The organism is Streptomyces glomeratus, from assembly GCF_021462825.1.
In the GTDB taxonomy this organism is placed as follows: Bacteria; Actinomycetota; Actinomycetes; order Streptomycetales; family Streptomycetaceae; genus Streptomyces; species Streptomyces glomeratus.
Map to the genome: position 1 here is coordinate 176,207 of NZ_JAKEEB010000011.1, position 23,471 is coordinate 199,677.

Consider the following 23,471-nt stretch of genomic DNA (forward strand, 5'->3'; position numbering starts at 1 on the left):
ACGAAACGACCCACCGAAAGGTCCCACCATGGCCACGATCCTGTCCGTCTCCGGAAGTCCCTCCGCCTCCTCCCGCACCGCTCGGCTGCTGCGCCACCTGGACGAGCGGCTCATCGCACAGGGGCACGAGGTGGTCCCGCTGGACGTTCGAACCCTCCCCGCCGAGGCGCTGCTCGGGGCCGACTTCGCTCACCCGGCGATCGTCCGGGCCACCGCCCTGTTCGAGCAGGCGGACGGGGTGGTGATCGGTACCCCCGTCTACAAGGCCGCCTACTCCGGGCTGCTGAAGTCCCTGCTCGACCTGCTCCCGCAGTACGCCCTGGCGGGCAAGACGGTCCTCCCGCTGGCCACCGGCGGCTCCACCGCCCACGTCCTGGCCATCGACTACGCCCTGCGCCCGGTGCTGGCCTCCATGGGCCCCGCGCACATCACGCCGGGCTGGTTCACCCTCGACAAGGACATCACGGTGGGCGAGGACGGCACGCTGACCGTCGCGCCGGGATCGGCCGAGGCTCTGGCGCAGGTCACGGACCAGTTCTCGGCCGCGCTGGGCGGGCGTACGACGCTGCTGGCGGCCGCCGGATGAGCGCCGCGCACGTCATCGCGGATGACGCCGAGGCCCTTGCCGTGGCCGCGGAGCTGGCCGCGGACTTCCGCAAGGGCGCCGCCGAGCGGGACGCGCGGCGCAGGCTCCCGCACACGGAGCTGGAGCGGCTGTCCGCCTCCGGGCTGCTCGCCGTGACCGTGCCCGCCCGGTTCGGCGGCGCGGACATCCGTGCGGACGCGCTCGCCGAGATCTTCCGACTGCTGGCCGCCGCCGACGCCAGCCTGGCCCAGATCCCGCAGAGCCACTTCGTGTACGTCAACGTGCTGCGTCGGCAGGGGACCGACGAGCAGCAGGAGTTCTTCTTCGGCGAGGTGCTGGCGGGCAGGCGGTTCGGCAACGCCCAGTCCGAGGCGGGCACCCGGCACGTCCAGGACATCCGCACCCGTCTCGCCCGGCTCCCGGACGGGTCGTACGTCCTCGACGGCGTCAAGCACTACTCCACCGGCGCGCTGTTTGCCCACTGGATCCCCGTCCTCGCCCGTACCGAGGACGACACCCTGCAGGTGGCGTACGTTCCGCGTGACGCGCCCGGCCTCACGGTCGTGGACGACTGGGACGGCATGGGACAGCGCACCACCGCCAGCGGAACCGTCCGCCTGGAGTCAGTGCCCGTGCCGGCCGACCGTGTCGTGCCGCACCACCTCACGTTCCAAGGTCCCCAACTCCACGGCGCGGTGGCCCAGTTGCTGCACGCGGCCATCGACGCCGGGATCGCCTCGGGGGCGCTGGCCGAGGCGGTGGAGTTCGTCCGCACGAAGAGCCGCCCCTGGTTCGAGAGCGCGGCCGAAGGGCACGAGAGTGCCGCGGAGGATCCGTTGCTGATCCAGCGGTTCGGCGAACTGGCGATCAGAGTACGGGCTGCCGAAGCGCTGCTGCGCGAGGCCTCCCGCGCGGTCGACGCCGCCCGCGCCGACCTGACCGACGACTCGGCCGCTGAGGCCTCGATCGCGGTGGCCACGGCCAAGGTGACCGCCGCCCAGGCCGCCGTCGAGGTCGCCGGCGCCCTCTTCGAGGTATCCGGCACCCGCTCCGCGCTCGACTCCCTGAACCTGCACCGCCACTGGCGCGACGCGCGCACCCACACCCTGCACGACCCGGCCCGCTGGAAGGTCCAGCACATCGGCCGCTATGTGCTCAACGGCACCAGGCCGCCCCGCCACGGCCTCCTCTGACAACCAACCTGATCGCACTCCTGATCGGAGACGCCGCGTGTCCCTCATCTTCCACTGGTTCCTGCCCACCAACGGAGACAGCCGCCACGTCGTCGGCGGCGGCCACGGCACCCCGGCCACCGCCTCCGGCCGGGATCGGCCGCCCACGGTCGCCTACCTGAGCCAGATCGCCCGCGCCGCCGAGGACCTCGGCTTCGTCGGAGCGCTCACCCCGACCGGGGCGTGGTGCGAGGACGCGTGGCTGACCACCGCCATGGTCAGCCAGAACACCGAGCGCCTGAAGTTCCTCGTCGCCTTCCGCCCCGGCTTCGTCTCCCCGACCCTCGCCGCGCAGATGGCCTCCACCTTCCAGCGGCAGACCGGCGGACGGCTCCTGCTCAACGTCGTCACCGGCGGCGAAAGCCATGAGCAGCGGGCCTACGGCGACTTCCTCGACAAGGACGCGCGGTACCGCCGTACCGGCGAATTCCTGCAAATCGTCCGGGGATTGTGGGAGGGCAAGACCGTCGACCTCGCCGGCGAGCATCTGCTGATCGAGGACGCGAAGCTGGCGCGCCTGCCCGATCCGATCCCCGAGGTGTATTTCGGCGGATCCTCGCCGATCGCGGGCGAGGTCGCGGCACGGCACGTCGACGTCTACCTCACCTGGGGGGAGCCGCCCGCACAGGTCGCCGAGAAGATCGCCTGGATCAGGAAGCTCGCCGCGCAGGAGGGGCGCACGCTGCGCTTCGGCATCCGCCTGCACGTCATCACCCGCGACACCTCCGAGCAGGCCTGGGCGGAGGCCGACCACCTCTTGGCGGGCTTCGACCCGGAGACCGTTCGGGCCGTCCAGGCCGGCCTCGCCCGCAGCGAGTCGGAGGGACAGCGGCGGATGCTGGCCCTGCACGGAGGCGGGAGCCGGGACGGGCTGGAGATCCACCCCAACCTGTGGGCGGGCATCGGGTTGGTGCGGGGTGGGGCGGGGACCGCCCTGGTCGGCAGCCACGACGAAGTCGCCGAGCGGATCAAGGAGTATGCCGCGCTGGGGATCGAGGAGTTCATCCTCTCCGGCTATCCGCACCTGGAGGAGGCCTACTGGTTCGGCGAGGGCGTCCTGCCGAAGCTTCAGGCGCAGGGTCTGTGGCAGCACCCGTACGGGCAGCAGGCGGCCCTCTCGGCCCAGGTGCCCTTCGCCGGCACCGGGACCCCGGGTTGACCCACGTGATCGCGGCGGAGACCAAGGCCGGGAAGGCCGACATCGCGAACTCGCCATCTCACCCCGGAGAGCTGAAGCCCGGAAACCTTCCAGCGGCGGCAGGGGCGCCGCTCGATGACGACCGGCGCGAAGGACTGGATGTCCCGCCGCCACGGATGCTGGACGCGAACGGATGCGGAAACGTTCGCGTGGTCACGAGGGACGGCGCCCTCGGCGCCCCTTCCGGGAGGCACGGACCGCAAACACCTTCAAGAAGACCGCCGCCGCCCCGCTCGTCGCCATCCTCGCCGCGGACAATGAGTCCACGAGGAACTGCCCAGCCAGTTCCCGCACTTCCCACGGGCCAGGGATCTCTTCGCCGAGCGTGCGGTGCTCGAGCGGTCCGCGAAGCTCAACGCGCTTCTCCAGGTCGGCTTCCCGCGCTCCCCGCGTCTGGCGTACGCGCAAGTGGTCACTACCGTCTGATCACGGGGCAACGGCCGGCAGGCGGCGCACCCGCGTCAGAGCCGGTGGGGGACCACGCCGGTGAGCGGGAACCGCCCCACCGCGGCGGGTAGGGTCTGACGCAGGCTGGGCACCCGGCCTGCACGATCATGAGCGGCCCAGGAGACACGGTGCGGCAGGAGCACGGCAGCCCGGACAGCGAACTGCGCTACCGCAGGGTCGCGGCCGAACTCCGCGAGGCGATCATCGCAGGCGAGTACGCCACCGGCGCGAAGCTGCCTCCCGAGGGGACGCTCGCCGAGCGCTACGGCGTCTCCCGGGGCACGATCCGGCACGCGCTGGCCGTGCTGCGCTCGGACGGCCTGGTCACCTCCCGGCGCGGCACGCGGCGCACGGTGCTCGGCGGCCCCCGGGCGCAGAGCTTCTCGGAGCTGCTGAGCTTCACCAACTGGGCCCGGTCCATCGGCGAGACGCCGGGCGGCCGGCTGGACCGCGTGGTGCGCCGACCGGCCGAGCCGGACGAAGCCGCGCAACTGGGCCTGGAGGCAGGGGCCGAGGTGTATCTGGTACTGCGGCTGCGGACCCTGTCCGGGGAACCGGTCATGGTCGAACGATCGCTCTACCCGGCCCGCGTAGGAGCGCTGGTGGCCGAACTGCAGCCGGACGTCGTCTCGCACACCGAGGCACTCGTCACCCACGGCGTGCTCTTCACCGACGCCGACCACACGATCGACCTCGCGTGCGCCGACGCCGACGACGCCCGGCTGCTGGACTGCCGGCCCGGGCAGGTCCTGCTGCGCGAGCGGCGCCGCACCACCGATCCGGAGGGGGTGCCGGTGGAGTGGTCCGAGGACCGGTACCTGCCCGGCACCATCGCCTTCACCGTGCACAACTCCGTGGCCGCCTCCCCCCTGGGCCGCCGCCACAGGCCGGGCTCGGTCACCCCCTAGCCGCGCAGCAGTGCGGTGAGCATCGGGAGGAAGTGCTCGAACGGCGGTGTGACGGCGTCCGGGTCCTTCGCCTCGTCGTCCCAGCGGCGGACGGCGACCGCGTCGGCGGCGCCCGGCAGCGCGGCGAACTCGGCCGCCTGCGCGGGGGTCATCACCCCGCCCTGGACCGCCAGCGTGTACTTGGACGCCTCGGACAGCCGGTCGTGGTAGCCCGGTTCCACCGCGCACAGGTAGCGCTTTGCGGCCACGTGCAGGCGCACGGGCTCGGTGACCTCGGGCCCGAACCAGCGGCTCAGCATCCCGGCGCCGGTGTGACTGTGCCGGTTGTCGGTGCCGGCCATCAGCTCCCGGCCGGTGACGACGTCATCCTCGACGTGCCCGACGTCGTGCAGCAGCGCGGCGGCCACCAGGTGCGGCGGGGCGCCGGCGGCCTCGGCCCTGGCCCCGGCCTGCAGCATGTGCTGGGCCATGGAGACCGGCTCGCCCAGGTACTCCGTCGTCCCCGCCCCGGCGAACAGCTCGGCCAACGGCTCCAGGGTGTCCGCGCGCCTGAGCACCGCCAGGGCGCTCGCCAGCCCGTCCAGGTCGGCGTAGCAGCCCTGCAGGTGACGCTCCCCGTCCTGGGCGAACGCGGTGCGGGCGTGCAGCAGCCGGGTGTTGTCGAACACCAGGCAGTCGCCCGGGGCGAGGCGCAGGTCCAGGCGCAGCTCCGGGCGGAGCAGCAGTTTCGCGAACGTGCGGTAGGCCGCGTAGAACGACTCCAGCGCGTCGGCGGGCAGCCGCAGCGTGCCGGACGAGCGGTTGTTGAAGCGCACCTCGCGCACATGGCCCAGCGGGTCGGTGCCGATCAGCGGACGGTCGGCCCGCAGCTCGGTCCCCGCGTCACGGAAGACGAACGGCACGGGAGTACGGGTGAGCACCTCGAACGCCTCCGGGTCCTCACGCCGCAACAGCGCCGCCGCGCCGAAGCCGTCGACGAGGCCCGAGTCGCCACCATCCGCCTCATTGACCAGGCAGTGCAGCAGCTGGAGCGTCGGAACGGGGTCGCGGTAGGGGTTGTCGGTGTGGGGCGCGATGGCGGCCGAGGTGAAGGCGAGGTTGTTCGGGTCCGGCTCGACGCGCACGTCGAAGAGCTTCCCGTAATTCGTCTCGCGGACGTAGCCGAAGGTCTCCGCCACGGCGAGCACCTGGCCCTCGCGCTCGGGCACCCCGCGGAGCACCATGAAGCCCACCCGCAGCACGGACTCCAGCATCCGTGCCCGCACGGCCGGTTCGCCCAGGTACGCCTCCCAGTCCGCCTCCGGCAGCCGCCCGGCCAGATCGCGCGCCGTCCACAGCTCCTTCCCGGCCTCGGTGCGCCGGTCCCGGTGTCCCGGTCCGCCCGGCCGATTGGCTTCCAGCCAGGCCGACGGATATGCCGAGCAGTGCCCGTCGGGGGCCCAGACCACCTCGACGGCGGGCTCCCCGGCCCTCTCGGCGGCGGCCACCGTCGCGACCCGCAGCCCGTCGGGCAGGGCGTCGATCTGAAACAGCTTCTGCCCGGTGCGCGGATCTCGGCACTGCGCGCACGGGCAGTTGTCTCGGAGCCACAGAACCGGCAGATCGCCGATCGCGTCGCTGGACAGGGCGGGCATGGTCACTCCTCGGGGCAAAGTTGTATAGCCAACTTCTCCGACCGTCACAGGCGGACACGTCAAGGAGGTGTCCCAGACATGGCGGCGGGGCAAATCCCATGACCGGCGGCGGACGGGACGTCACCTGTCCGGCGGAACTCGCGGCCGGCCGGGTCATCGCGCCTCCGGAAGGGGAGGCGGCGTCCCGGCGGAGTGCGGTCGTCCTCCCACGCCTCGTCACCCGCGCTACGGCGGTGGCGGCTTGAGGGAGCCGGTGGGGCCGGCCCCATGGTGCCGACGGGGGAGCGCCGCCGGGCGTGTGCTTACCTCAGGGTCGCGGCATGGGGGCGCTCGACACGCGGGTCTCTCGGTAAAGGATTAGCGTGGAACGCGGACGCGCGGTCAGAGCCACAGCAGACCGGAACCCCGGCCCGATTCCGGCGGGCCGGGGTTCTCGTTGTGTGGGTCACCACGAGTGACCATGTCAGTCGGGATCAGTACCCCTTGTCGTCACGGCGCACGACACGGAAGCTGGCCACGACGCCGTTCCGGACCCTCACGCCGCCACGGACGCGGCGGGGAACGAGGCCGTTGCTGGAGCTGTGCGGGCCGACGGTGGCGATGGGAGCGCCGTTGTCGCAGGTCGCACCGTTGAAGACCTCGACGGTCCTCTTGCTGTCGTTGCGGACGTTGATGCTGTTCGCCCCGAGCCCGCTGATGATCACGATGCAGCCCTGGTCGTGGGCGTTGTACTCCCGCTCGTTGACGTAGATCTTCTTCTCGTAGTTCTTCTTGTGGTCGTTGTCGTTCTCGTCCTCGTCGTTGTCGTGGTCCCGGCCCTCGTTGCCCTTGGAGTTGTCGCCGTAGTTGTTGTTGTTGCCGTTGTTGTTGCCGCTGCCGTTGTTGCCGTTATTGCCGTTGCTGCCGTTGCTGCCGTCGGGGTAGGCGGCGGCAGCCGGCGCGCCCGCCGCCGGAGCGGCGACCGGGGCGGCGGCGGGGGCCGCGGCAGGGGCGGGGGCCGCGACCGCGGCCGCCTGGGCCGGCTCGGAAGCGGCGTTGGCGTAGGTGATGCCGGTCGCCACCAGAGCCGCGCCGGCCGCCAGCGCGGCGGTCACCACAGTGGAACGCGTTGCCATGTTGTTTCTCCTGTCTGAGAGACGTCGGCTGTTAGCCGATGCGAGTCTGAACGTACAGATCATCTTCTTGTGTGTCATATCAGACATGCTGAAAATATTACGAACAATCCGTTTGGAGTAATGGCGGCGCTGACGCCCCGTCATTCCGGTGGTTCCGCCGAGATCCAGGGTGAGGCGCCCGCGGGCCGCGCGCTCGTCGGTCGCCGACCGGTCGCGGGCCGGATGAGTGAGATGACGCCTTATCGGTTCCTTATGAGTCGTTAACTCCCGGTCTGCCGCAGCTCGTTGTCGTCGTCATCGCGGTGGACGGACCGGCGGGGCCCACTCCGGCGGGCGGGTGGACCGACCGGATGACCGGCGGCCCCGGCGGCGGGCGGAGCCGCCGTCGGACGGGGCTGAGATGCGATCCGTCGCGACGCCGGACGGCGGGTGCGGCGAACGGGTGAGCTCTCGCGGCTCCGGCGTGTCGCGTCTCCGAACGGCCGGGACCGGGTGACACGCCGACAGGCGGGGTGTAGGGGGCGCTCCTATGCTGACCTGGAGGCCCGTGGCCCGCGTTCTGCGCAGAGCCACGGGTCCGCTCACGGTTGGAGGCGGCCCATGGCGCGTGTGTGCGGACGGTTGCGTAGGGGTGTGGCGATCACCGCTGCCGTGGGGACGCTCGCACTGCCGGTCGCGGTCGGAGCCGTGTGGGGAGCCGTGCGAGGGGTGGTGGAAGTCGGTCCCGCCGCCGTCGATGTCGCGCTACCCGGTTCCGTGTCACCGTCCGCCGCCGAGGCATCCGCCCCGGGGGCGGAGAGGAAACGGCAGCTCGATGCGGCCGTTCGGCGGATCATGAGGGAGGCGCGCGTCCCCGGTGTGACGGTGGGGCTGTGGATGCCCGGGAAGGACAGTTACGTACGCTCGTTCGGAGTCGCCGACCAGCGCAACGGCCTGCCGATGGCACCGGATCTGTACATGCGGATCGGCAGTGAGACCAAGACCTTCACCGTGACGGCGCTGCTCCAGCTGGCCGACCGGGGCAGGGTGTCCCTGGACGACCCGATCGGGATATACATCGACGGTGTGCCGGGCGGAAGCCGGATCACACTGCGTCAGCTGGCCGGGATGCGCAGCGGGCTGTTCAACTATTCCGAGGACGAGGGGTTCGTCAAGGCGCTGACCTCCGATCCGAGGCGGTCCTTCACACCGCAGCAGCTGCTCGGCTACTCCTTCGGGCACCCCGTACTGTTCCGGCCCGGGCGGAAGTTCGACTACTCCAACACCAACCTGATCCTGCTCGGTCTGGTGGTGGAGCAGGTCAGCGGTCAGCGGCTCGGGGACTTCATCCGGCAGAACATCCTCCAGCCGGCCGGCCTGGACCATACGCTCCTTCCGGCCGGCGCCGACTTCCCGGGCCCGCATGCTCAGGGGTACACGAACCAGACCGCGAGCGGGAAGGTCGAGGACGCGACCGACTGGAACCCCTCCTGGGCCTGGGCGGCCGGTGCGATGATCTCCGATATGAGGGATCTGCGGGTGTGGGCGCGCACGGTGGCCACCGGCACCCTGCCCGGCCGAACCCCCCTGATCGGCCCGGCCCTGCAGAGGCAGCGGCTCAGGGCGCTTCCGACCACCGTCCCCGGTGCCGGGTACGGACTCGGCATCTTCGACGTCAACGGCTGGATCGGGCACAACGGTTCGCTGCCGGGCTACGAGTCCTTGACCGTGTACCTCCCGTCGGCGCAGGCGACGCTCGTGGTACTTCTGAACACCGATATCCGCCATGACGGGCAGGAGCCCGCCACTCTCTTCGGCGAGGCCATCACGAAGATCGCCACGCCGGGGCACGTCTTCCGTCTGCCCGAACGGCCGCCGGCCGGGTGAGGGTCCGCCGCGGCACGCCGCGGACAGCGCGCCCGGCGGGTCGCGGGGGATCGCAGCGGCGGCCCCGCGTCGCCTGGGGACCGCCCGTGCGTGGCTCACATCACAGCCGGCCGCGGGGGGAATGTGGAGCGGGGCTTCACATCTTCATGGCATGCTCACGACTTGTTACCCGTCGGTATTAACCGACCGCCGGGTTCTTTCGGCAACCCCCCACCACCACAGGACAGGTCTTGCGTATCCGCAAGTGGCACCTGCGTGCCCTCATGCCCGCACTCACCGCATCCGCCCTCCTGCTCGTCACCGGCTGCTCGTCGGGGCCCGGCCCTTCCTCCGGCTCCGGCGCGGCGCCCGCCGGGCGGGCCGAGGCGTCCGCCGCGGCGGCCCAGGACGCCGACCGGCCCCTCGCGGTCGCGGCGGCGCCCGCCGCCACGCCCACCGCGCTCGCGCGGCCGGACCAGACCGGCGGGCGGGCCCATCGCAGCACGCTCAAGGTGAGTTCGTACGACCGTCACACCCGACGGGCCGTCATCTCACGCGTCGTCAAGGCGACGCCCCCTCCGTCCGGGTCATCGACGGCACCGGGGGTCTCCACGGGGCCCGCGTCGCCCACGGCAACCCCGTCCGGAACCCCGAGCCGTTCCGCCGAGCCCGGACGGATCGCCGTCGGCGACGTCATCGCCAGCGCACCCGCGCCCGGTGCCCCGGACGGTCTCCTCGCGAAGGTCACCGAGGTGATCGGGGAGACCGGCGACGGCACCGAGGTGCAGACCGCGCCGACCACCCTCGACACCCTGCTCGGCGGCGACAAGGCCAAGGGCACGGTTCCCGTCGACCCCTCGTCCTTCGACGTCGAGCGACTGCTGCCCGATGTGAAGGTCTCCTGGACCAAGACGGGGAACGTGCACGCGGGGCCCGAGGGCGCGAAGGTCCCGCTGGGCAGCCTGCGTGTCGACCTCCGGGCCGACGTGCCCACCCCCGCGGGCGCCCCGGTGTCGGCGGACGCCTCCGTCGCCGGGTATGTGCAGGTCGCCCCCGAGGTCGACTTCTCCTACGGCGGGGGCGGCTCCGGCAGTGCCAACGGACAGGCCGGGCCCGCCTCGGCGCATCTGGGCGTGTCGGGCAACTGGAGCTCGCAGTGGTCCCTGAAGGGCCGCGCCGGGGTCTTCGCCAAGCCGGTGCGGGTGCCGTTCGCGAAGCTGCACGCCGACCCCGTCCTCCAGGTCGGCCCGATCCCGGTCGTCGTCAACCTCGACCTGACCTGCTACTTCCAGATCAGCGGCGACGGCAGTGTGACCGTCGCGGTGGAACAGGACCTCAAGGGCGACTTCAAGGCCGGCGGCACCTTCGCCCCCGGCAAGGGCTGGACACCCGTCAACGAGTCCACGATGACGAGCACGCCGGTGCGGACCTCCCTCACGGCCGCGGGGAACGTCAAGGCGGCGCTGGGTGCGCAGGCCACCGTCGGTCTGTACGGCGCGGTGGGCGTCACCGCCGACCTGGCGCCGTACCTGCGCGGCGAGGCGTCGATCGCGGCGAGCGCGGCGGCGGGTCCGGGCGCCCGGCCCACGGCCACCGCGGCGGGGTCGTGGGCTCTGTACGGCGGCGTCGATCTGACCGGCGCGCTGCAGCTTCAGCTGTCCGTGTTCGGTACGCCCGTCTTCCAGCACACGATCCCCCTCGGCGCGCTCCACCGGGAGTGGAGGCTCGCCGGCGGCAGCGTGTAGCTGCTCCTCCGTCCCACGGGACGTTCCGCCTCGCTCCGGGACGGGGAAACGGAATTCCCGGCCCTCGGTATGGAAACGCTGGGCGACGTGAGATCACGCCTCGTGATCGGCAACGTCAGCACGGAGGTTTCCATGATTCGTCGGACACTGCAGGGCGGCCTGCTGGCCGCGGTCACGATGCTCGCGCTCGTGCCCGCGGCCGCGGTCGCCGCTCAGGGCGACCGGGCCGCCCCGGCAACGGTCGTCGCGTCGGTCGCGCAGAGCCCGCACACGCTCCCCGCCCCCGTCCGGCACGTGCCCGCCCGGCAACGCGCCCACCGCCTCGCTTCCTGCTACCGCTCCATCGGCCACGGAAGCCGCCTGCGCCACCTCGGCCGCGTCGGACACCTCGGCTACGCCTGCCACCTGCGCCACATGCCGCGCACGTCGTACTCGCACCGCATCCACTCCGGCACGCGTACGGCGTACCACCACCGCATCGGTTACGCCGCCTACCGGCACCACGCCTACCGGCACCAGGCGTGCCGGCACCACGCGTACCGTGTCGCCGGGCGTGTCGTCACACGCCATGTTCCGCTGAACATCCGCTCCGGCCCGGGTACCGGCTACCGCGTGGTGGGACACCGCCACGCGCACGCCCGGCTGTTGCTGGTCTGCGAGAGGAGCGGCTCGTACGTCCACGGTAACCGGGGCTGGTACCGGCTCGCGGGCGGCAGGGGCTATGTCTCCGCGCACTACGTCCGCACCCGGAGCGCCGTGCCCTGGTGCTGACCCACCCCTTCCCTCCCTCCGGGGAAACGGCCTGCCCGTCACCTGTGCGTGCCGGGCAGGCCTTCGGCGCGCCTCGATCCCGCAACTCACCTTGTTCATACCGGTTCCCATGTGTGGCGGCACCACAGTCCCGGGAACACATCACGACAAGCAAGGGCGAACCGCCCAAAGTGGCATCGGCGTTGAGGGACGGGTCATGCGACAGCCTCAAGGATCCAGACCGTGAAGACCGGCGCAGCACGGGCGGCGGCGCTCCGCCGGCCGGCGGCGGGTCGGCCGGTGGAGCCGGACGGACCGTTCGTGACGGAGCTGCGCGGCCTGAGAGAGCGTACCGGTCTGAGCCTCGCGGCACTCGCGGCGCGCACCCCGTACAGCAAGTCCGCCTGGCACCGCTATCTCAACGGCGCCCAGCGGCCGCCCCGTTCGGCCGTGGAGGCGCTCGCCCTGCTCGCCGGCGTCGACGCGGCCCCCGTACTGGCCCTGTGGGAGGCGTCCGACCGCCCGCAGGGCCCGGACCAGCCCTCGGACCAGCCCTCGTACGACGGCTCCGCGCCGCCCGTCCGGTCCCGGCGGCTGCCGTTGCCGGCCCTCGCTCTGGTCGTCGCGGTGGCCGCGGTGGCTCTCACTCTCGTCGCGGCACATCGCTCCGGGGCGCCGACCGGCCGTCCCGCCGCGCCCTCGCCCCGCTGCCGGGGCACCTCCTGCCAGGGGCAGCTGCCCGACGTCTCCGCCTGTGACCGGGACGCACAGACCAAGAGCACGGTCCGCGCCGCCGGCTACGCGGTGCGGCTGGAGTACTCGCCGTCCTGCCGCGCCGTCTGGTCCGAGGTCCAGGCGCGGGCCACCGACGCCCGCGTCATCTCCGTCCGGTCGGGGCGGGATGTGCTCTCCGCGGCGTACCCGGGAGACGGCACCGCCGGCTCGAGCAGCCCCATGCTGGCCGTGACTTCACCCGAAGGGGTGGAGGCGTGCGCCGAGGTGGACGGCAAGGTGGCGTGCACCGGCCTGGATGCGCAACCCTCCGAGGTGCGCTGAGCGGAGGATCGGCCCGGGGCGGACGCCGCCAGTGCGCCGTGTCAATACTTTGCCCCTGGCGGATGTCCTACATGTTGTAGGGTTTGGCTCGTCCGCCCGGCCGGTCGGTTTCGGCCGGCCCGTTGTCGCCGATCGGGGGATCCGCGTGCAGGAGTCCGACCAGCCGTCGCCCGTGGCCGGCCCGACCTTCGAGCGGATGGTGGACCGGGCGCTGGACTTCCCGGAGGTCGCGGCGGCGATCGACGCCGCCGGTGCGGGCGCGTCCCGCGCGGAGCTGCGCGCCGGGGCCCTGGAGGCGCGCGTCCGCCTCGTCGGCGTCGCCGCCGTCGAATACGGCCACTACCTCGCGCTGCGGACCGCCGCCGCCTGTGGCGATCCGGGTCACGCCGCTTCGGTCGACGACGACCGTAAGAAGAGGATCTTGCCCGTCCTGGCGGTGCTCGTGCCCAGCCTCGGAGCCGTGGCCACCGGTGTGTTCCTGCTGTGCGGATTCGGGCTGCGGGCCTTCGCCGTGCGCCCGCACATCGACGACGGGCTCGTGATGGCCGGTGTGATCGCCGCCGCCGTGACCGCGGGAGCGGCTCTCGGGGACCTCGCCTGGATCGTGGTGATGGGCGCGCGGGGCCGATCCGGCCGCGGCGGCGACGACTGCGCCGACCGTGATCCCGAGGTGCGCCGGGCTCGTGAGGCCTGGGAGGACGCCGTGCTGGAACGGGGACTCGTGCCGTTCCTGCTCCAGGACGTGCAGGCGGCGCCCACCGATCCCGCGCGCGTACTCGAGGGGCGCGCCGTGGGCGCGGAGGACAGCGCTCAGTAGTCGACGCCGCTCGCCTGCCCGGCCCGACCGGTGCCGCAGGGGTGGACCGGTCCTTGTCTGACTCCTACCCTCATCAGGGTCCCCCGTGCCCCTACGCAATGTAGTGTCGGTAGGAGTGCCCGGGAGAACCAAGGACAGACCGTCCCGCCCCCAGTGTCCGCTTCCGTCCACGCCGGTCGCTCCGGCCTCTTCTCAAGGTGAGTCATCGCGGTGCCCGCACAGCAACAAGCAGTGATCCCCCAGCAGCGCGCCCGGCATCCGCAGGGCGCGCCGGAGGGGCGACCGCCGCTCCTCGCACGCCTGCGCCCCGGGGCGGCCGCCGCCACGGTCTGGTACCTGCGGCTGCAGGCCGTGCTGAACATCGTGGCGGTACTCTCGCTGCCCTTCCGCGAAGAGGTCCAAGAGCACAACGCCGGTGAGTTCTTCACCCCGTACCTGGCCACCGCCGGACTGGTCTCGGCGGCCCTCGCCCTGTTCCTGGCATTGGTGATGCGACGCCGGAAGCGGGCCGCATGGATCTTCAACATGCTGCTGGCCGGGCCTCTCTTCGCGCTCTACGTGCTCGCCCTCACCCAGGACGACTACCGCCGCCATGTCTTCAACTGGATCTCCGCTCTGCTCACCGGCCTGTTCGTGGCCGCCCTGCTGATCGGCCGCAGGGAGTTCCAGGCCGTGGGCGACCGCTCCAACCCCCGGCTCGCGCTGGTCGTGGGCGCCTGCGGCATCCTCGTCAGCGGCGGCGTCGGCACCCTGCTGGTCAGCGCCACCAACAAGGTGGCCGGGGCCTCCCTGACGGACAAGATCGCATACACGCTGCTGCGCGGCGTCAGCGTCGGCCCGCTCGCCGACCGGATCGACGCCGTGCACGCGCCGCGCTGGGTCGACATCACCATCAACATCCTGATCGCGGTCTCCTTCCTGCTCGTCCTGTACGCCTGCTTCCGCGCTCCCCGCGGCCGGGAACTCCTCGGCGAGGCGGACGAAGAGCGCCTGCGCGCCCTGCTCGCCAAGCACGGCGAGCGGGACTCCCTCGGCTACTTCGCGCTGCGCCGCGACAAGGCCGTGATCTGGTCCCCGACCGGCAAGGCGGCGATCACCTACCGGGTGGTCGGCGGCGTCACCCTGGCCTCCGGCGACCCGATCGGTGACCCCGAGGCATGGCCCGGCGCCATCGACGCGTGGCTGGCGGAGGCCCGCCGGCACGCCTGGACGCCCGCCGTCATGGGGGCGAGCGAGGAGGCCGGCACGATCTACGCCCGGCACGGCCTGGACGCCCTCGAACTGGGTGACGAGGCGATCGTCGAGGTCGCCGACTTCAGCCTCGAGGGGCGCGCGATGCGGGTCGTGCGGCAGGCGCACAACCGGGTCCGCCGAGCCGGCTGCACCGTGGACATCCGCCGCCACGGCGACATCCCCGAGTCCGACATGGCCACCCTGATCGAGAGGGCCGACCACTGGCGCGACGGCGGCGGCGAGCGCGGCTTCTCCATGGCCCTGGGCCGCCTCGGCGATCCGGCCGACGGGAACTGCGTGATGCTGGAGTGCCGCGACGACCAGGGCGAGCCCCGGGCCCTGCTCAGCTTCGTCCCCTGGGGCGAGCACGGGCTGTCCCTGGACCTGATGCGGCGCGACCGGGGATGCGAGAACGGCCTCATGGAGTTCATGGTGATCGAGCTGCTGCGGCGCGCCCCCGAACTCGGCATCAAGCGGGTGTCGCTCAACTTCGCCATGTTCCGTTCCGTCTTCGAACGTGGCGCACGCCTCGGCGCCGGCCCCGTCCTGCGGCTGTGGCGCTCGGTGCTGACCTTCTTCTCCCGCTGGTGGCAGATCGAGTCCCTCTACCGCGCCAACGCCAAGTACCGGCCTGTATGGGAGCCGCGCTTCCTGCTGTTCGAGAAGAGCAGCGACATCCCGCGCATCGGCATCGCCAGCGCCCGCGCCGAGGGATTCCTGACCGTGCCGAGCCTGCCGTCCCTCTTCCGCCGACGGCATGTCGCGGCCGGAGGGCAGGGGCAGCCCCCGCTCGCGCACGACAAGGGTCATTGAGCGGCAAAGTTCCGGACCCGGGGTGAGACGGGGCGCGCGGGGCGACGTACAGCAGGGGAGGGGCTTCGGCCCCCTGCCGCGCCGCCCGTTCCTCCCGGAGGTACCCCGCCCGTGACGATCGTCAAAGCACCCCCGGCGCCGGTCGACCGGCGCCATGACGAGGAGCCTTCCCAGGGCTGGCAGTTCACCTCCTCCCACGGACTGGTCCTGCTGCTTCTGCTGCTGGTCGTCGGGCAGGGCCCGATCCGGCGGGTGCTGGCGGCGCCCGTGATGCAGAGCTGGATGACCGTGTTCCTCGCGGTGGTCGTCCAGGCCCTGCCCTTCCTCGTCCTCGGCGTCCTGCTGTCGGCGGCCCTCGCGGTGTTCGTCCCGCCGTCGTTCTTCGCGCGCGCCCTGCCGAAGCGGCCCGCCCTCGCGGTGCCGGTCGCCGGGATGGCCGGGGCGGTCCTGCCCGGCTGCGAGTGCGCCTCGGTACCGGTCGCGGGGGCGCTGGTGCGCCGGGGTGTCACGCCCGCCGCGGCGCTGGCCTTCCTGTTGTCCGCCCCGGCGATCAACCCGATCGTGCTGACCGCCACGGCGGTGGCGTTCCCCCGCAACCCCGAGATGGTCCTCGCCCGGTTCGCGGCGAGCCTGCTGGTGGCGTGCGCGATGGGCTGGATGTGGCAGCGGCTGGGCCGTACCGACTGGCTGAAGCCGCCGGTCCGCGCGTCCTACGAGGGGCGGAGCAAGGGGGCCGCGTTCTGGGGGTCCGTACGGCACGACGTGATGCACGCGGGCGGCTTCCTGGTCGTCGGCGCCATGGCAGCGGCCACCCTCAAGGCCGTGGCGCCGGCGAGCTGGCTGCGGACGGCGGCGGGCAACCCGGTGGTGGCGATCCTCGCGCTCTCGGTCCTCGCGGTGCTGCTGTCGATCTGTTCCGAGGCGGACGCGTTCGTCGCCGCGTCGCTGTCCCAGTTCTCGCTCACCGCCCGGCTGGTGTTCCTCGTGGTGGGGCCGATGATCGACCTGAAGCTGTTCGCGATGCAGGCGGGCACGTTCGGGCGCTCCTTCGCCCTGCGGTTCGCGCCCGCCACCTTCGCGCTGGCGATCCTGGTGTCGGTGCCGGCCGGGGCGGTGCTGCTGTGAACCGTCAGGCGCAAGCGGCCGTACTGTTCCTGGTCGGCGGGGCGATGCTGCACGCCGGCACGACCTCCCTGTATCTGCGCTACGTCAAGGCCGGCCTCCAGCCGTTGCTGCTCGCCGCCGGGGCCGTCCTGATCGTGGCCGCGCTCGCGACGGTCTGGTACGAACTGCGCCGGCCGCGGCCGGTCCGGCGCCTTCGGGACGGGGGAGAGCCGCACGACACCGTCCTCGGCGACCCCGACGGCGGCCCCGATGACGGCCGAGGCGACGGCCATGGCGACGGCCACGATCACGGTCACGGCGAGGGCCCCGGCAGCGGCCACGGTCACGGTCACCGCGAGCCGCGGATCTCCTGGCTGCTCGTGCTGCCGCTGTTCGCCCTGATCCTGGTCGCCCCGCCCGCGCTCGGCTCGTACAGCGCCCTGCGCGCCGGAACCGCGCTCCAGCCTCCCCTGGCCTCCCCGGCTCTGCCGTCCGGTGACCCGGTCCCGCTGAGCCTGGTGGACTACGCGGGCCGCGCGGCGTACGGCCACGGACACTCCCTCGGCCACCGCAAGGTGGAGATCACCGGGTTCGTCGCGCTCGACCACGGCGGTACCCCGTATCTCGTCCGCATGGCCCTCAACTGCTGCGCCGCCGACGCGCAGCCGGTCAAGGTCGGCCTGTCCGGAAAGCTGCCGCCGGTCCTGCAGCCCGACTCCTGGCTCCAGGTCACCGGCACCTTCAGCGCCCGGCGCACCAAGGACCCCGTCAACGGCGGCATCATCCCGTTCCTCGACGTGATCGAGGCCAAGCCGGTCCCGACGCCGAAGGACCCCTACGACGAGAGCTGGAACCAGTGACGCCCACGGCCGCGGCGCCCCGTCCGTGAGGTGAGCGGCCGGCTCAGACGGCGGGTGTCCGCACTCCGTCCAGGGCCACGCCCAGGACCCGGTCCCGCTGGGCGTCGTCCAGGAAGTTCGTCGCGGTGATCCCGGCGACCATCCGGAGCAGATCGTCGAAGTTCAGGTCCGTGCGGGCCGCGCCCGCTTTCTGAGCCCGCTCGAACAAGGGGCCGCCCGCCTGGTACATGGACTCCCGGCAGGCGAGGAAGATGTCCGACTCGTCGTCCATCGCCTCGCGGATGGCCCGCTTGGTGACCGTGTAGTCCACGAACCGGTGCAGCCAGGAGGTGAGCGCCTCCCACGGCTCGCGGTCCGCCACCTGTCCGGCCACCCGGCACAGGTCGTTCACCTCGCCCGCGTAGACGCTCTCGAAGAGGTGACGGCGGGTGGGGAAGTTGCGGTAGAGCGTGCCGATGCCGACGCCGGCGCGGCGGGCGATGTCCTCCAGGGACGCCTCCGCGCCATGCTCCGCGAACGCCTCGCGTGCGGCGGTGATCAGGGCGTCGTAGTTGCGGGCGGCGTCTTTCCGGTGCGGCCGCTGGGCCGCCACGATCTCGCTGACGGGGAACGGCTGGGCCGTCACTGCTGCCTCCCTGGACGGAACCGGGTTGAAGCGGAGGTCTGCCTCCGTTACAGTGGAGGCGTACCTCCACTTTAGCAGTCGGGGTGCGCTCGGCCTGGATGCGTGCGGCCGCACGCGTCGCCGACGCCCTCGTATTCCTCGATCCGGCGTCGGACCCGCGCAGACCGCGGCCGCCCGGTCCCCATCCGCTCGCGACCGCTCCCCGCGGTCGTCGGAGTGCCCCGCGCCGCCCCGCGGCGCGACCGAGTCCGTACGACCGCGGCCCGACGACCTCGGCCGCACCCTGCCCCGAGAGGCTTTTCGATGCCCCGGAAGTCCACCCGTCTCACCTTCGCCGTCCTGGCGACCGGTGCGGGCGTGTTCTCCATGTTGCAGTCCCTGATCGCGCCGGCCCTGCCGACCGTTCAGCACGCGCTGCACGCCTCACAGTCCACCGCCACCTGGGTGATGACGGCGTATCTGCTGTCGGCCTCGGTGTTCACGCCGATTCTCGGCCGGATCGGCGACCTCGTCGGCAGGAAGCGCACGCTCGTCGCCGTGCTGTTGACCGTGCTGGCCGGGTGCCTGCTCGCCGCGCTCGCGCCGAACATCGGAGTACTGATCGTCGCCCGGGTGATCCAGGGCGCCGGCGGCGCCCTGTTCCCCCTGTCCTTCGGCATCATCCGCGACGAGTTCGCCCCGGGCGAGGTCAGCGGCAGGATCAGCAACCTGTCCGCCGTGATCGCCGCCGGAGGTGGCGTCGGCATCGTGGCGGCGGGCCCCATCGTCTCCGCGCTCGACTACCGCTGGCTGTTCTGGATCCCGGTCGCCGTCGTCGCCGTCACCACCCTGATCGCCCTGCGCTGTGTGCCCGAGTCGCCGCGCCGGAGCCAGGGCCGCGTCAACTGGTCGGGCGCCGTGCTGCTTTCCGCATGGCTGGTGGCCCTGCTGCTGCCGATCAGCCAGGCCGGCCAGTGGGGCTGGGGCTCGGCCCGGGTGATCGGTCTGCTCCTCGCCGCGGTGGTGCTGTTCGCGCTGTGGCTGTTCTCCGAGGCACGCTCCCGCAGCCCGCTGATCGACCTGCGCGTCATGCGGCTGCCCGCCGTGTGGACCACCAACGCCGCCGCACTGCTGTTCGGCGCGGGGATGTACTCGATCTGGTCCTTCCTGCCGGGCTTCGTCCAGACGCCGTCCTCCGCCGGATACGGCTTCGGTGCGTCCGTCACCGCGTCCGGACTGCTCATGCTGCCGATGCTGGTCGCCATGTTCCTCTCGGGTGTGCTGAGCGGTCGCCTGGAGCCGGTGCTCGGAGCCAAGACGCTGCTCACGGCCGGTGCCGCTCTGGGCGCCGTCGCCTGCGGCTTCCTCGCCCTGTGGCACGATCGGCAGTGGCAGGTCGCCTTCGTCGCGGGCGTGTTCGGATTCGGCATCGGACTGGCCTTCGCGTCGATGGCCAACCTGATCGTCGGCAGCGTGCCGGTCGAGCAGACCGGCGCCGCGACCGGCATGAACGCGAACATCCGGACCATCGGCGGCTCCCTGGGCGCCGCCGTCACCAGCGTCCTGGTGACCGGTCGCCTCCAGCCTTCGGGACTGCCCTACGCCTCCGGCTACACCCATGGCTTCGGCCTGCTGGCCCTGCTCTGTCTCGCCGCGGCCCTGGCCGCGCTGCTGGTGCCGGTCCGACGCGCCGCCCGGGTCACCGGCGCCCCGCGCGCGTCCGAACAGCAGGCCCGCACCGAGCCGGAGGCCGCCGCGCAGGGAGCGCGCGGCTGACGCCTCCGCTTCGGTGACACCTTCGACACGGCGGCGGTGCCGGGGATGGTCTCCAGGACGATCGCGGCGATCGTCCCCGGCCCTCCACCGAGACCGCCGGGACGAACGTGATGCCCGGCCGGCAGGAGATCCCTTCGCCACGGTCCGGGGCGACCGCTCCGGACCGTGGCGGCACGGGCCGAGGCCGATCACTTCGTCCGGCTGTCCGCGGCGACCTGGGCGAGCGTGCGGCCGCTGCACACCGAGCGGGCGCGCCGGGGATCCGGCGTGCCGTGCCCGCCGGACCGGGCGTGGCCCGCCCGCACCAGGAGCCAGGAACCGTCCGCGTCGCCGCCCTTGCCGTCCCGGAAGCGGGTGAGGGCGTATTCGCCGTGGAGTTTCGACCCCTTCAGCCGGAACGTGGCGTGGCCGTGCTCCAGTGCCTCGGCGAAGGGAACGGGCCGCCCGCGGCGGTCGTGGCTCGACGGCCGGTAGGTGCCGCGGTCCCAGACGATCACGGCGCCGCCGCCGTACTCGCCCGGCGGGATGACGCCCTCGAAGTCCTCGTACTCCAGGGGGTGGTCCTCGGTGGGTATGGCGAGCCGCCTGTCCCCGGGATCCGTGGAGGGCCCCTTGGGGACGGACCAGGACCGCAGTACGTCGCCGACCTGGAGCCGGAAGTCGAAGTGCAGGGTGCTCGCGTCATGGATCTGCACCACGAATCGGGGCTCCGCGTCAGAGGACGCGCCGCTGCCCGGGGGCTCACCGGTCCGGCCGAAGTCCCGTTTGCCGCGGTACTCCCGCAGCCGATCGTCCTCACCCACGTCCGGCTCCTCTCCGCCCGCCGGCCGGCACGTGCCGGGCCGGGCCGTGTCGGGCCGTGCTCCGGTCCGAGTACCCCGTCGGCCGTCCTGGGCACGTGCACCTGCGAAGCCGCGCCGGGTCTGCGACATGACGGCCTTGTGAGCCGCACCCTCGGGCCGTCGCCGCCGGGCGGGTAGTCTCCGGAGCATGCGGATCTCCGTTTCCTCGGACATGGACGAACCCGTGGCCCGCAGCCTGGTCGGGGAATTGCGCGGCCGTGGCCACGAGGTGCTGGTCCACGGCGCCCTGCGCCCCGGCGACGACACCCAGTGGGCGTCGTGCTCGGAGGCGGCGGCCCGCGAGGTCGCCGACGGGACGGCGGACCAGGCCGTCGTGTGCTGCTGGACGGGCACCGGGGCGTCGATCGCCGCGAACAAGGTGCCGGGGGTACGGGCGGCGCTGTGCACGGACGCCTACACGGCCGACGGCGCACGCCGCTGGAACGACGCCAATGTGCTGGCGCTCAGCCTGCGGCTGACGTCCGAGGCGCTGCTCAAGGAGATCCTCGACGCCTGGTTCGCGGCCGAGGCGAGCGAGGACGCCGACGACCGGGAGAACGTGGCCCGGATCGGACGGCTCGACCTCGGCAGGCCGGCGCCGTAGCGGGCCGCCGAGGGACGAGTGCCGTGACGGACCGCCAGGGGATCCGGTGCCGCGGCGGACGGCCCGCGGACCTCGCCGGGCCTGCGGTGACGGGGGCGCGCCGACGGCCGGCCCCCGCCAACTCCACGGTCAGCGGCTGCCGTTGAAGTAGGTGGCGTCCCAGTGCGAACCCTCACGGGCGCAACGGGCGAACTCGTGCAATGGGGGCGTGAGGGAGTGTCCGGAGCATTCCGCATCCCCTTGCGCGCGGCCGGGCACGCCAACACCGCGGGCGTAGGCCGCATCGGGCGTGGGCCCAGGCGCCGGATCAGCCGCCCGCCACCAGTTCGGGCACCGGCTGCACCCTCCTGTCCCCGGCCGCAGCCGCCGCCCCCGCCAGGTCCTCGCGTCGGCCCCGCACGCTCCACAGCCACAGCACATCCCGGCCGAACGACCACGCCAGGGACGCCAGCGCGCACGCGACGATCCCCGCGGTCGCCACGTACGGCAGGTACCCGGACCCGGCCACCAGCAGCGCGACGCCCTGCAACGCCGCCACCGCCTTGCGCGCCATGCTCGGCGGCAGCCCGCCGTTCAGCCACGGCAGCACCCGGGCCGCCGCCACGAACACGTACCGCATTCCGCCGATCAGCAGCACCCACGGGCCCAGCGACATCGACACATAGACGCTCAGCACCAGGATCAGGAACGCGTCGACCTCCATGTCGAAGCGGGCGCCCAGCTCTGTCGACGTGCCCGTGCGGCGGGCCACCTTGCCGTCCACCCCGTCCAATATGAGCGCCACCGCGGTCAGGCCCACCAGCAGCGTCACCGGCGGCGAGCTCTCGAACGAGTCCGCCACCAGCGCCGTGACACCGCCCACCAGGGTCGCCCGGCCCAGCGTCACCCGGTTGGCCGGTCCGAAGGAGCGCAGCCGGGAGCGGACCACGGCACGGGTGAGCACGGCCCAGGTGGCGAGTGCGAAGGCCAGGCCCGTCAGCCAGCCGGCCGGGCCCATGCCGATCGCCGTGCCCAGCAAGGTCAGCAGCAGCACCTGCACGCCCGCCCCCACGGTCGTCTCCTGCTGCAACAGCCTCGCGTCGTACATGTGGTTCAGGGCCACCGCTCACCCTCCGGCCAAGTGACAGATTCGATCTTCGCCGCGTACCTTGTGCGCGACTTCTCGTAGTTGCGGTACGTGAAGAGTCGGCCGATCGTTCAGGAGGACGCACATGGACCTCACAGCTCGGGCCTTCTGGCTGCGCTCACCGGGGCACGGGGAGGTGCGGGACGTCGAGCTGCCGGAGCCCGCTGACGGGGAAGAAGTGCTGGTACGCGCGCTGTACTCGGGCGTCAGCCGCGGCACCGAGACCCTGGTCTTCCGCGGCGGCGTGCCGGAGAGCCAGCACGCCGCCATGCGCGCCCCGTTCCAGGAGGGCGACTTCCCGGCCCCCGTGAAGTACGGCTATCTGAGCGTCGGGACGGTGGAGGTGGGTCCGGCGGACCTGGTCGGGCGCACGGTCTTCTGCCTGTATCCGCACCAGAGCCGGTACGTCGTCCCGGCCTCGGCCGTCACCGTCGTACCGGACGCCGTGCCCGCCCACCGTGCCGTCCTCGCGGGCACCGTGGAAACCGCCGTCAACGCGGTCTGGGACGCGGGCCCCCTGCTCGGAGACCGGATCGCCGTGGTGGGCGGCGGCATGGTCGGCTGCTCCGTCGCCGCCCTGCTGGCGCGCCATCCCGGCGTCCGCGTCCAGCTCGTCGACGCCGATCCCGCCCGCGCCGAGACCGCCCGGGCGCTCGGAGTGGACTTCGCTCCGCCCGAGGACGCGCTCGGGGAGTGCGACCTCGTCGTCCACGCCAGCGCCACCGAGCAGGGGCTCGTACGGTCCCTGGAGCTGCTCGCCCCGGAGGGCACCGTCGTCGAACTCAGCTGGTACGGCGACCGGCGAGTCACCCTGCCGCTCGGCGAGGCGTTCCACTCCCGCCGACTCACCCTGCGCAGCAGCCAGGTCGGCACCGTCTCGCCGCGCGCGCGGTCCGGACGCACCTACGCCGACCGCATCGCCGTCGCCCTCGAACTGCTCGCCGACCCGGCCTTCGACGCGCTCATCACCGGCGAGTCCGCCTTCGAAGACCTCCCTGACGTGCTGCCACGCCTCGCGCGGGGCGAACTCAGGGGGCTGTGCCACCGCGTCCGGTACGCCACGGACTGAAGTTCCGGCCGAGAGCCCGCCGCCCGAGTTGTCCGGACTCCTGGGAAACCCCGAGGGAATTCACAAAGAACCTCGAAACAAGGAGAACGGGCAGCTGAACAACGCGC

20 protein-coding genes and 1 pseudogene are annotated in these 23,471 nt (G+C 72.6%); 16 read left to right on the forward strand and 5 right to left on the reverse strand.

Features of this window, described 5'->3' with window-relative positions; translation table 11 throughout:
* The first annotated feature begins 28 nt into the window (after positions 1–28).
* From ssuE to LZ604_RS16300, 5 genes and pseudogenes are all read left to right on the forward strand, one after another.
* On the forward strand, positions 29–586 hold the full coding sequence (gene ssuE, locus LZ604_RS16280) for an NADPH-dependent FMN reductase (protein WP_234515823.1): 558 nt from the start codon (positions 29–31) through the stop codon (positions 584–586).
* Positions 583–1,779, forward strand: coding sequence for an SfnB family sulfur acquisition oxidoreductase (locus tag LZ604_RS16285; protein ID WP_234515824.1), 1,197 nt, complete (start codon positions 583–585; stop codon positions 1,777–1,779). Before ssuE ends, LZ604_RS16285 begins: the two co-directional genes overlap by 4 nt.
* Positions 1,780–1,816: 37 nt before the next feature.
* The gene (locus LZ604_RS16290) at positions 1,817–2,977 is read left to right on the forward strand and encodes an LLM class flavin-dependent oxidoreductase (RefSeq protein WP_234515825.1); all 1,161 of its coding nucleotides are present in this window, start codon (positions 1,817–1,819) and stop codon (positions 2,975–2,977) included.
* Positions 2,978–3,230: 253 nt separating this feature from the next.
* A pseudogene (locus tag LZ604_RS16295) lies at positions 3,231–3,442 on the forward strand (malonic semialdehyde reductase); the annotation flags it as partial.
* Positions 3,443–3,570: 128 nt separating this feature from the next.
* Complete coding sequence (locus LZ604_RS16300; RefSeq protein ID WP_234515826.1) at positions 3,571–4,371, forward strand: GntR family transcriptional regulator; 801 nt, start codon at positions 3,571–3,573, stop codon at positions 4,369–4,371.
* Here the strand turns inward: LZ604_RS16300 and tmpA are convergent.
* Both tmpA and LZ604_RS16310 read right to left on the reverse strand, forming a co-directional pair.
* Positions 4,368–6,005, reverse strand: a complete 1,638-nt coding sequence (gene tmpA / locus LZ604_RS16305; RefSeq protein WP_234515827.1) for a 2-trimethylaminoethylphosphonate dioxygenase — start codon at positions 6,003–6,005, stop codon at positions 4,368–4,370. The two genes, LZ604_RS16300 and tmpA, sit on opposite strands and share 4 nt — an antisense overlap.
* Positions 6,006–6,478: 473 nt before the next feature.
* Positions 6,479–7,120, reverse strand: coding sequence for a hypothetical protein (locus LZ604_RS16310; protein ID WP_234515828.1), 642 nt, complete (start codon positions 7,118–7,120; stop codon positions 6,479–6,481).
* A gap of 639 nt (positions 7,121–7,759) precedes the next feature.
* On the opposite strand from LZ604_RS16310, the gene LZ604_RS16315 reads away from it, so the two are divergent.
* From LZ604_RS16315 to LZ604_RS16350, 8 genes are all read left to right on the forward strand, one after another.
* The gene (locus LZ604_RS16315) at positions 7,760–8,986 is read left to right on the forward strand and encodes a serine hydrolase domain-containing protein (RefSeq protein ID WP_372482150.1); all 1,227 of its coding nucleotides are present in this window, start codon (positions 7,760–7,762) and stop codon (positions 8,984–8,986) included.
* Between the two features lie 263 nt (positions 8,987–9,249).
* Positions 9,250–10,710: a hypothetical protein gene (locus tag LZ604_RS16320; protein WP_234515869.1), complete on the forward strand. Its 1,461-nt coding sequence runs from the start codon at positions 9,250–9,252 to the stop codon at positions 10,708–10,710.
* A gap of 132 nt (positions 10,711–10,842) precedes the next feature.
* Entirely contained in the window at positions 10,843–11,481 is a 639-nt protein-coding gene (locus LZ604_RS16325; protein WP_234515830.1) for an SH3 domain-containing protein, read from the forward strand.
* A gap of 222 nt (positions 11,482–11,703) precedes the next feature.
* Complete coding sequence (locus LZ604_RS16330) at positions 11,704–12,516, forward strand: helix-turn-helix domain-containing protein (protein ID WP_234515831.1); 813 nt, start codon at positions 11,704–11,706, stop codon at positions 12,514–12,516.
* Between the two features lie 145 nt (positions 12,517–12,661).
* Positions 12,662–13,333, forward strand: a complete 672-nt coding sequence (locus LZ604_RS16335) for a hypothetical protein (RefSeq protein ID WP_234515832.1) — start codon at positions 12,662–12,664, stop codon at positions 13,331–13,333.
* Positions 13,334–13,543: 210 nt separating this feature from the next.
* Entirely contained in the window at positions 13,544–15,379 is a 1,836-nt protein-coding gene (locus LZ604_RS16340) for a phosphatidylglycerol lysyltransferase domain-containing protein (protein ID WP_372482147.1), read from the forward strand.
* Positions 15,380–15,490: 111 nt separating this feature from the next.
* Positions 15,491–16,504, forward strand: coding sequence for a permease (locus tag LZ604_RS16345; RefSeq protein WP_234515833.1), 1,014 nt, complete (start codon positions 15,491–15,493; stop codon positions 16,502–16,504).
* Positions 16,501–17,343, forward strand: coding sequence for a TIGR03943 family putative permease subunit (locus LZ604_RS16350; RefSeq protein WP_234515834.1), 843 nt, complete (start codon positions 16,501–16,503; stop codon positions 17,341–17,343). Before LZ604_RS16345 ends, LZ604_RS16350 begins: the two co-directional genes overlap by 4 nt.
* 43 nt (positions 17,344–17,386) lie before the next feature.
* Here the strand turns inward: LZ604_RS16350 and LZ604_RS16355 are convergent, their stop codons facing one another.
* Positions 17,387–17,968, reverse strand: a complete 582-nt coding sequence (locus tag LZ604_RS16355; protein ID WP_234515835.1) for a TetR/AcrR family transcriptional regulator — start codon at positions 17,966–17,968, stop codon at positions 17,387–17,389.
* Positions 17,969–18,271: 303 nt separating this feature from the next.
* On the opposite strand from LZ604_RS16355, the gene LZ604_RS16360 reads away from it, so the two are divergent.
* On the forward strand, positions 18,272–19,723 hold the full coding sequence (locus LZ604_RS16360; protein WP_234515836.1) for an MFS transporter: 1,452 nt from the start codon (positions 18,272–18,274) through the stop codon (positions 19,721–19,723).
* A 188-nt stretch (positions 19,724–19,911) separates the two neighbouring features.
* On the opposite strand, the gene LZ604_RS16365 is transcribed toward LZ604_RS16360, so the two are convergent.
* Entirely contained in the window at positions 19,912–20,526 is a 615-nt protein-coding gene (locus LZ604_RS16365) for a DNA polymerase ligase N-terminal domain-containing protein (protein WP_234515837.1), read from the reverse strand.
* Between the two features lie 187 nt (positions 20,527–20,713).
* Between LZ604_RS16365 and LZ604_RS16370 the strand changes: the two genes are divergently transcribed.
* A complete protein-coding gene (locus LZ604_RS16370; protein WP_234515838.1) occupies positions 20,714–21,169 on the forward strand; it encodes an RpiB/LacA/LacB family sugar-phosphate isomerase in 456 nt (151 codons plus the stop codon).
* Positions 21,170–21,476: 307 nt separating this feature from the next.
* Here the strand turns inward: LZ604_RS16370 and LZ604_RS16375 are convergent, their stop codons facing one another.
* The gene (locus LZ604_RS16375; protein ID WP_234515839.1) at positions 21,477–22,271 is read right to left on the reverse strand and encodes a CDP-alcohol phosphatidyltransferase family protein; all 795 of its coding nucleotides are present in this window, start codon (positions 22,269–22,271) and stop codon (positions 21,477–21,479) included.
* Positions 22,272–22,380: 109 nt separating this feature from the next.
* On the opposite strand from LZ604_RS16375, the gene LZ604_RS16380 reads away from it, so the two are divergent.
* Complete coding sequence (locus tag LZ604_RS16380; protein WP_234515840.1) at positions 22,381–23,364, forward strand: zinc-dependent alcohol dehydrogenase; 984 nt, start codon at positions 22,381–22,383, stop codon at positions 23,362–23,364.
* Positions 23,365–23,471 lie beyond the last annotated feature (107 nt).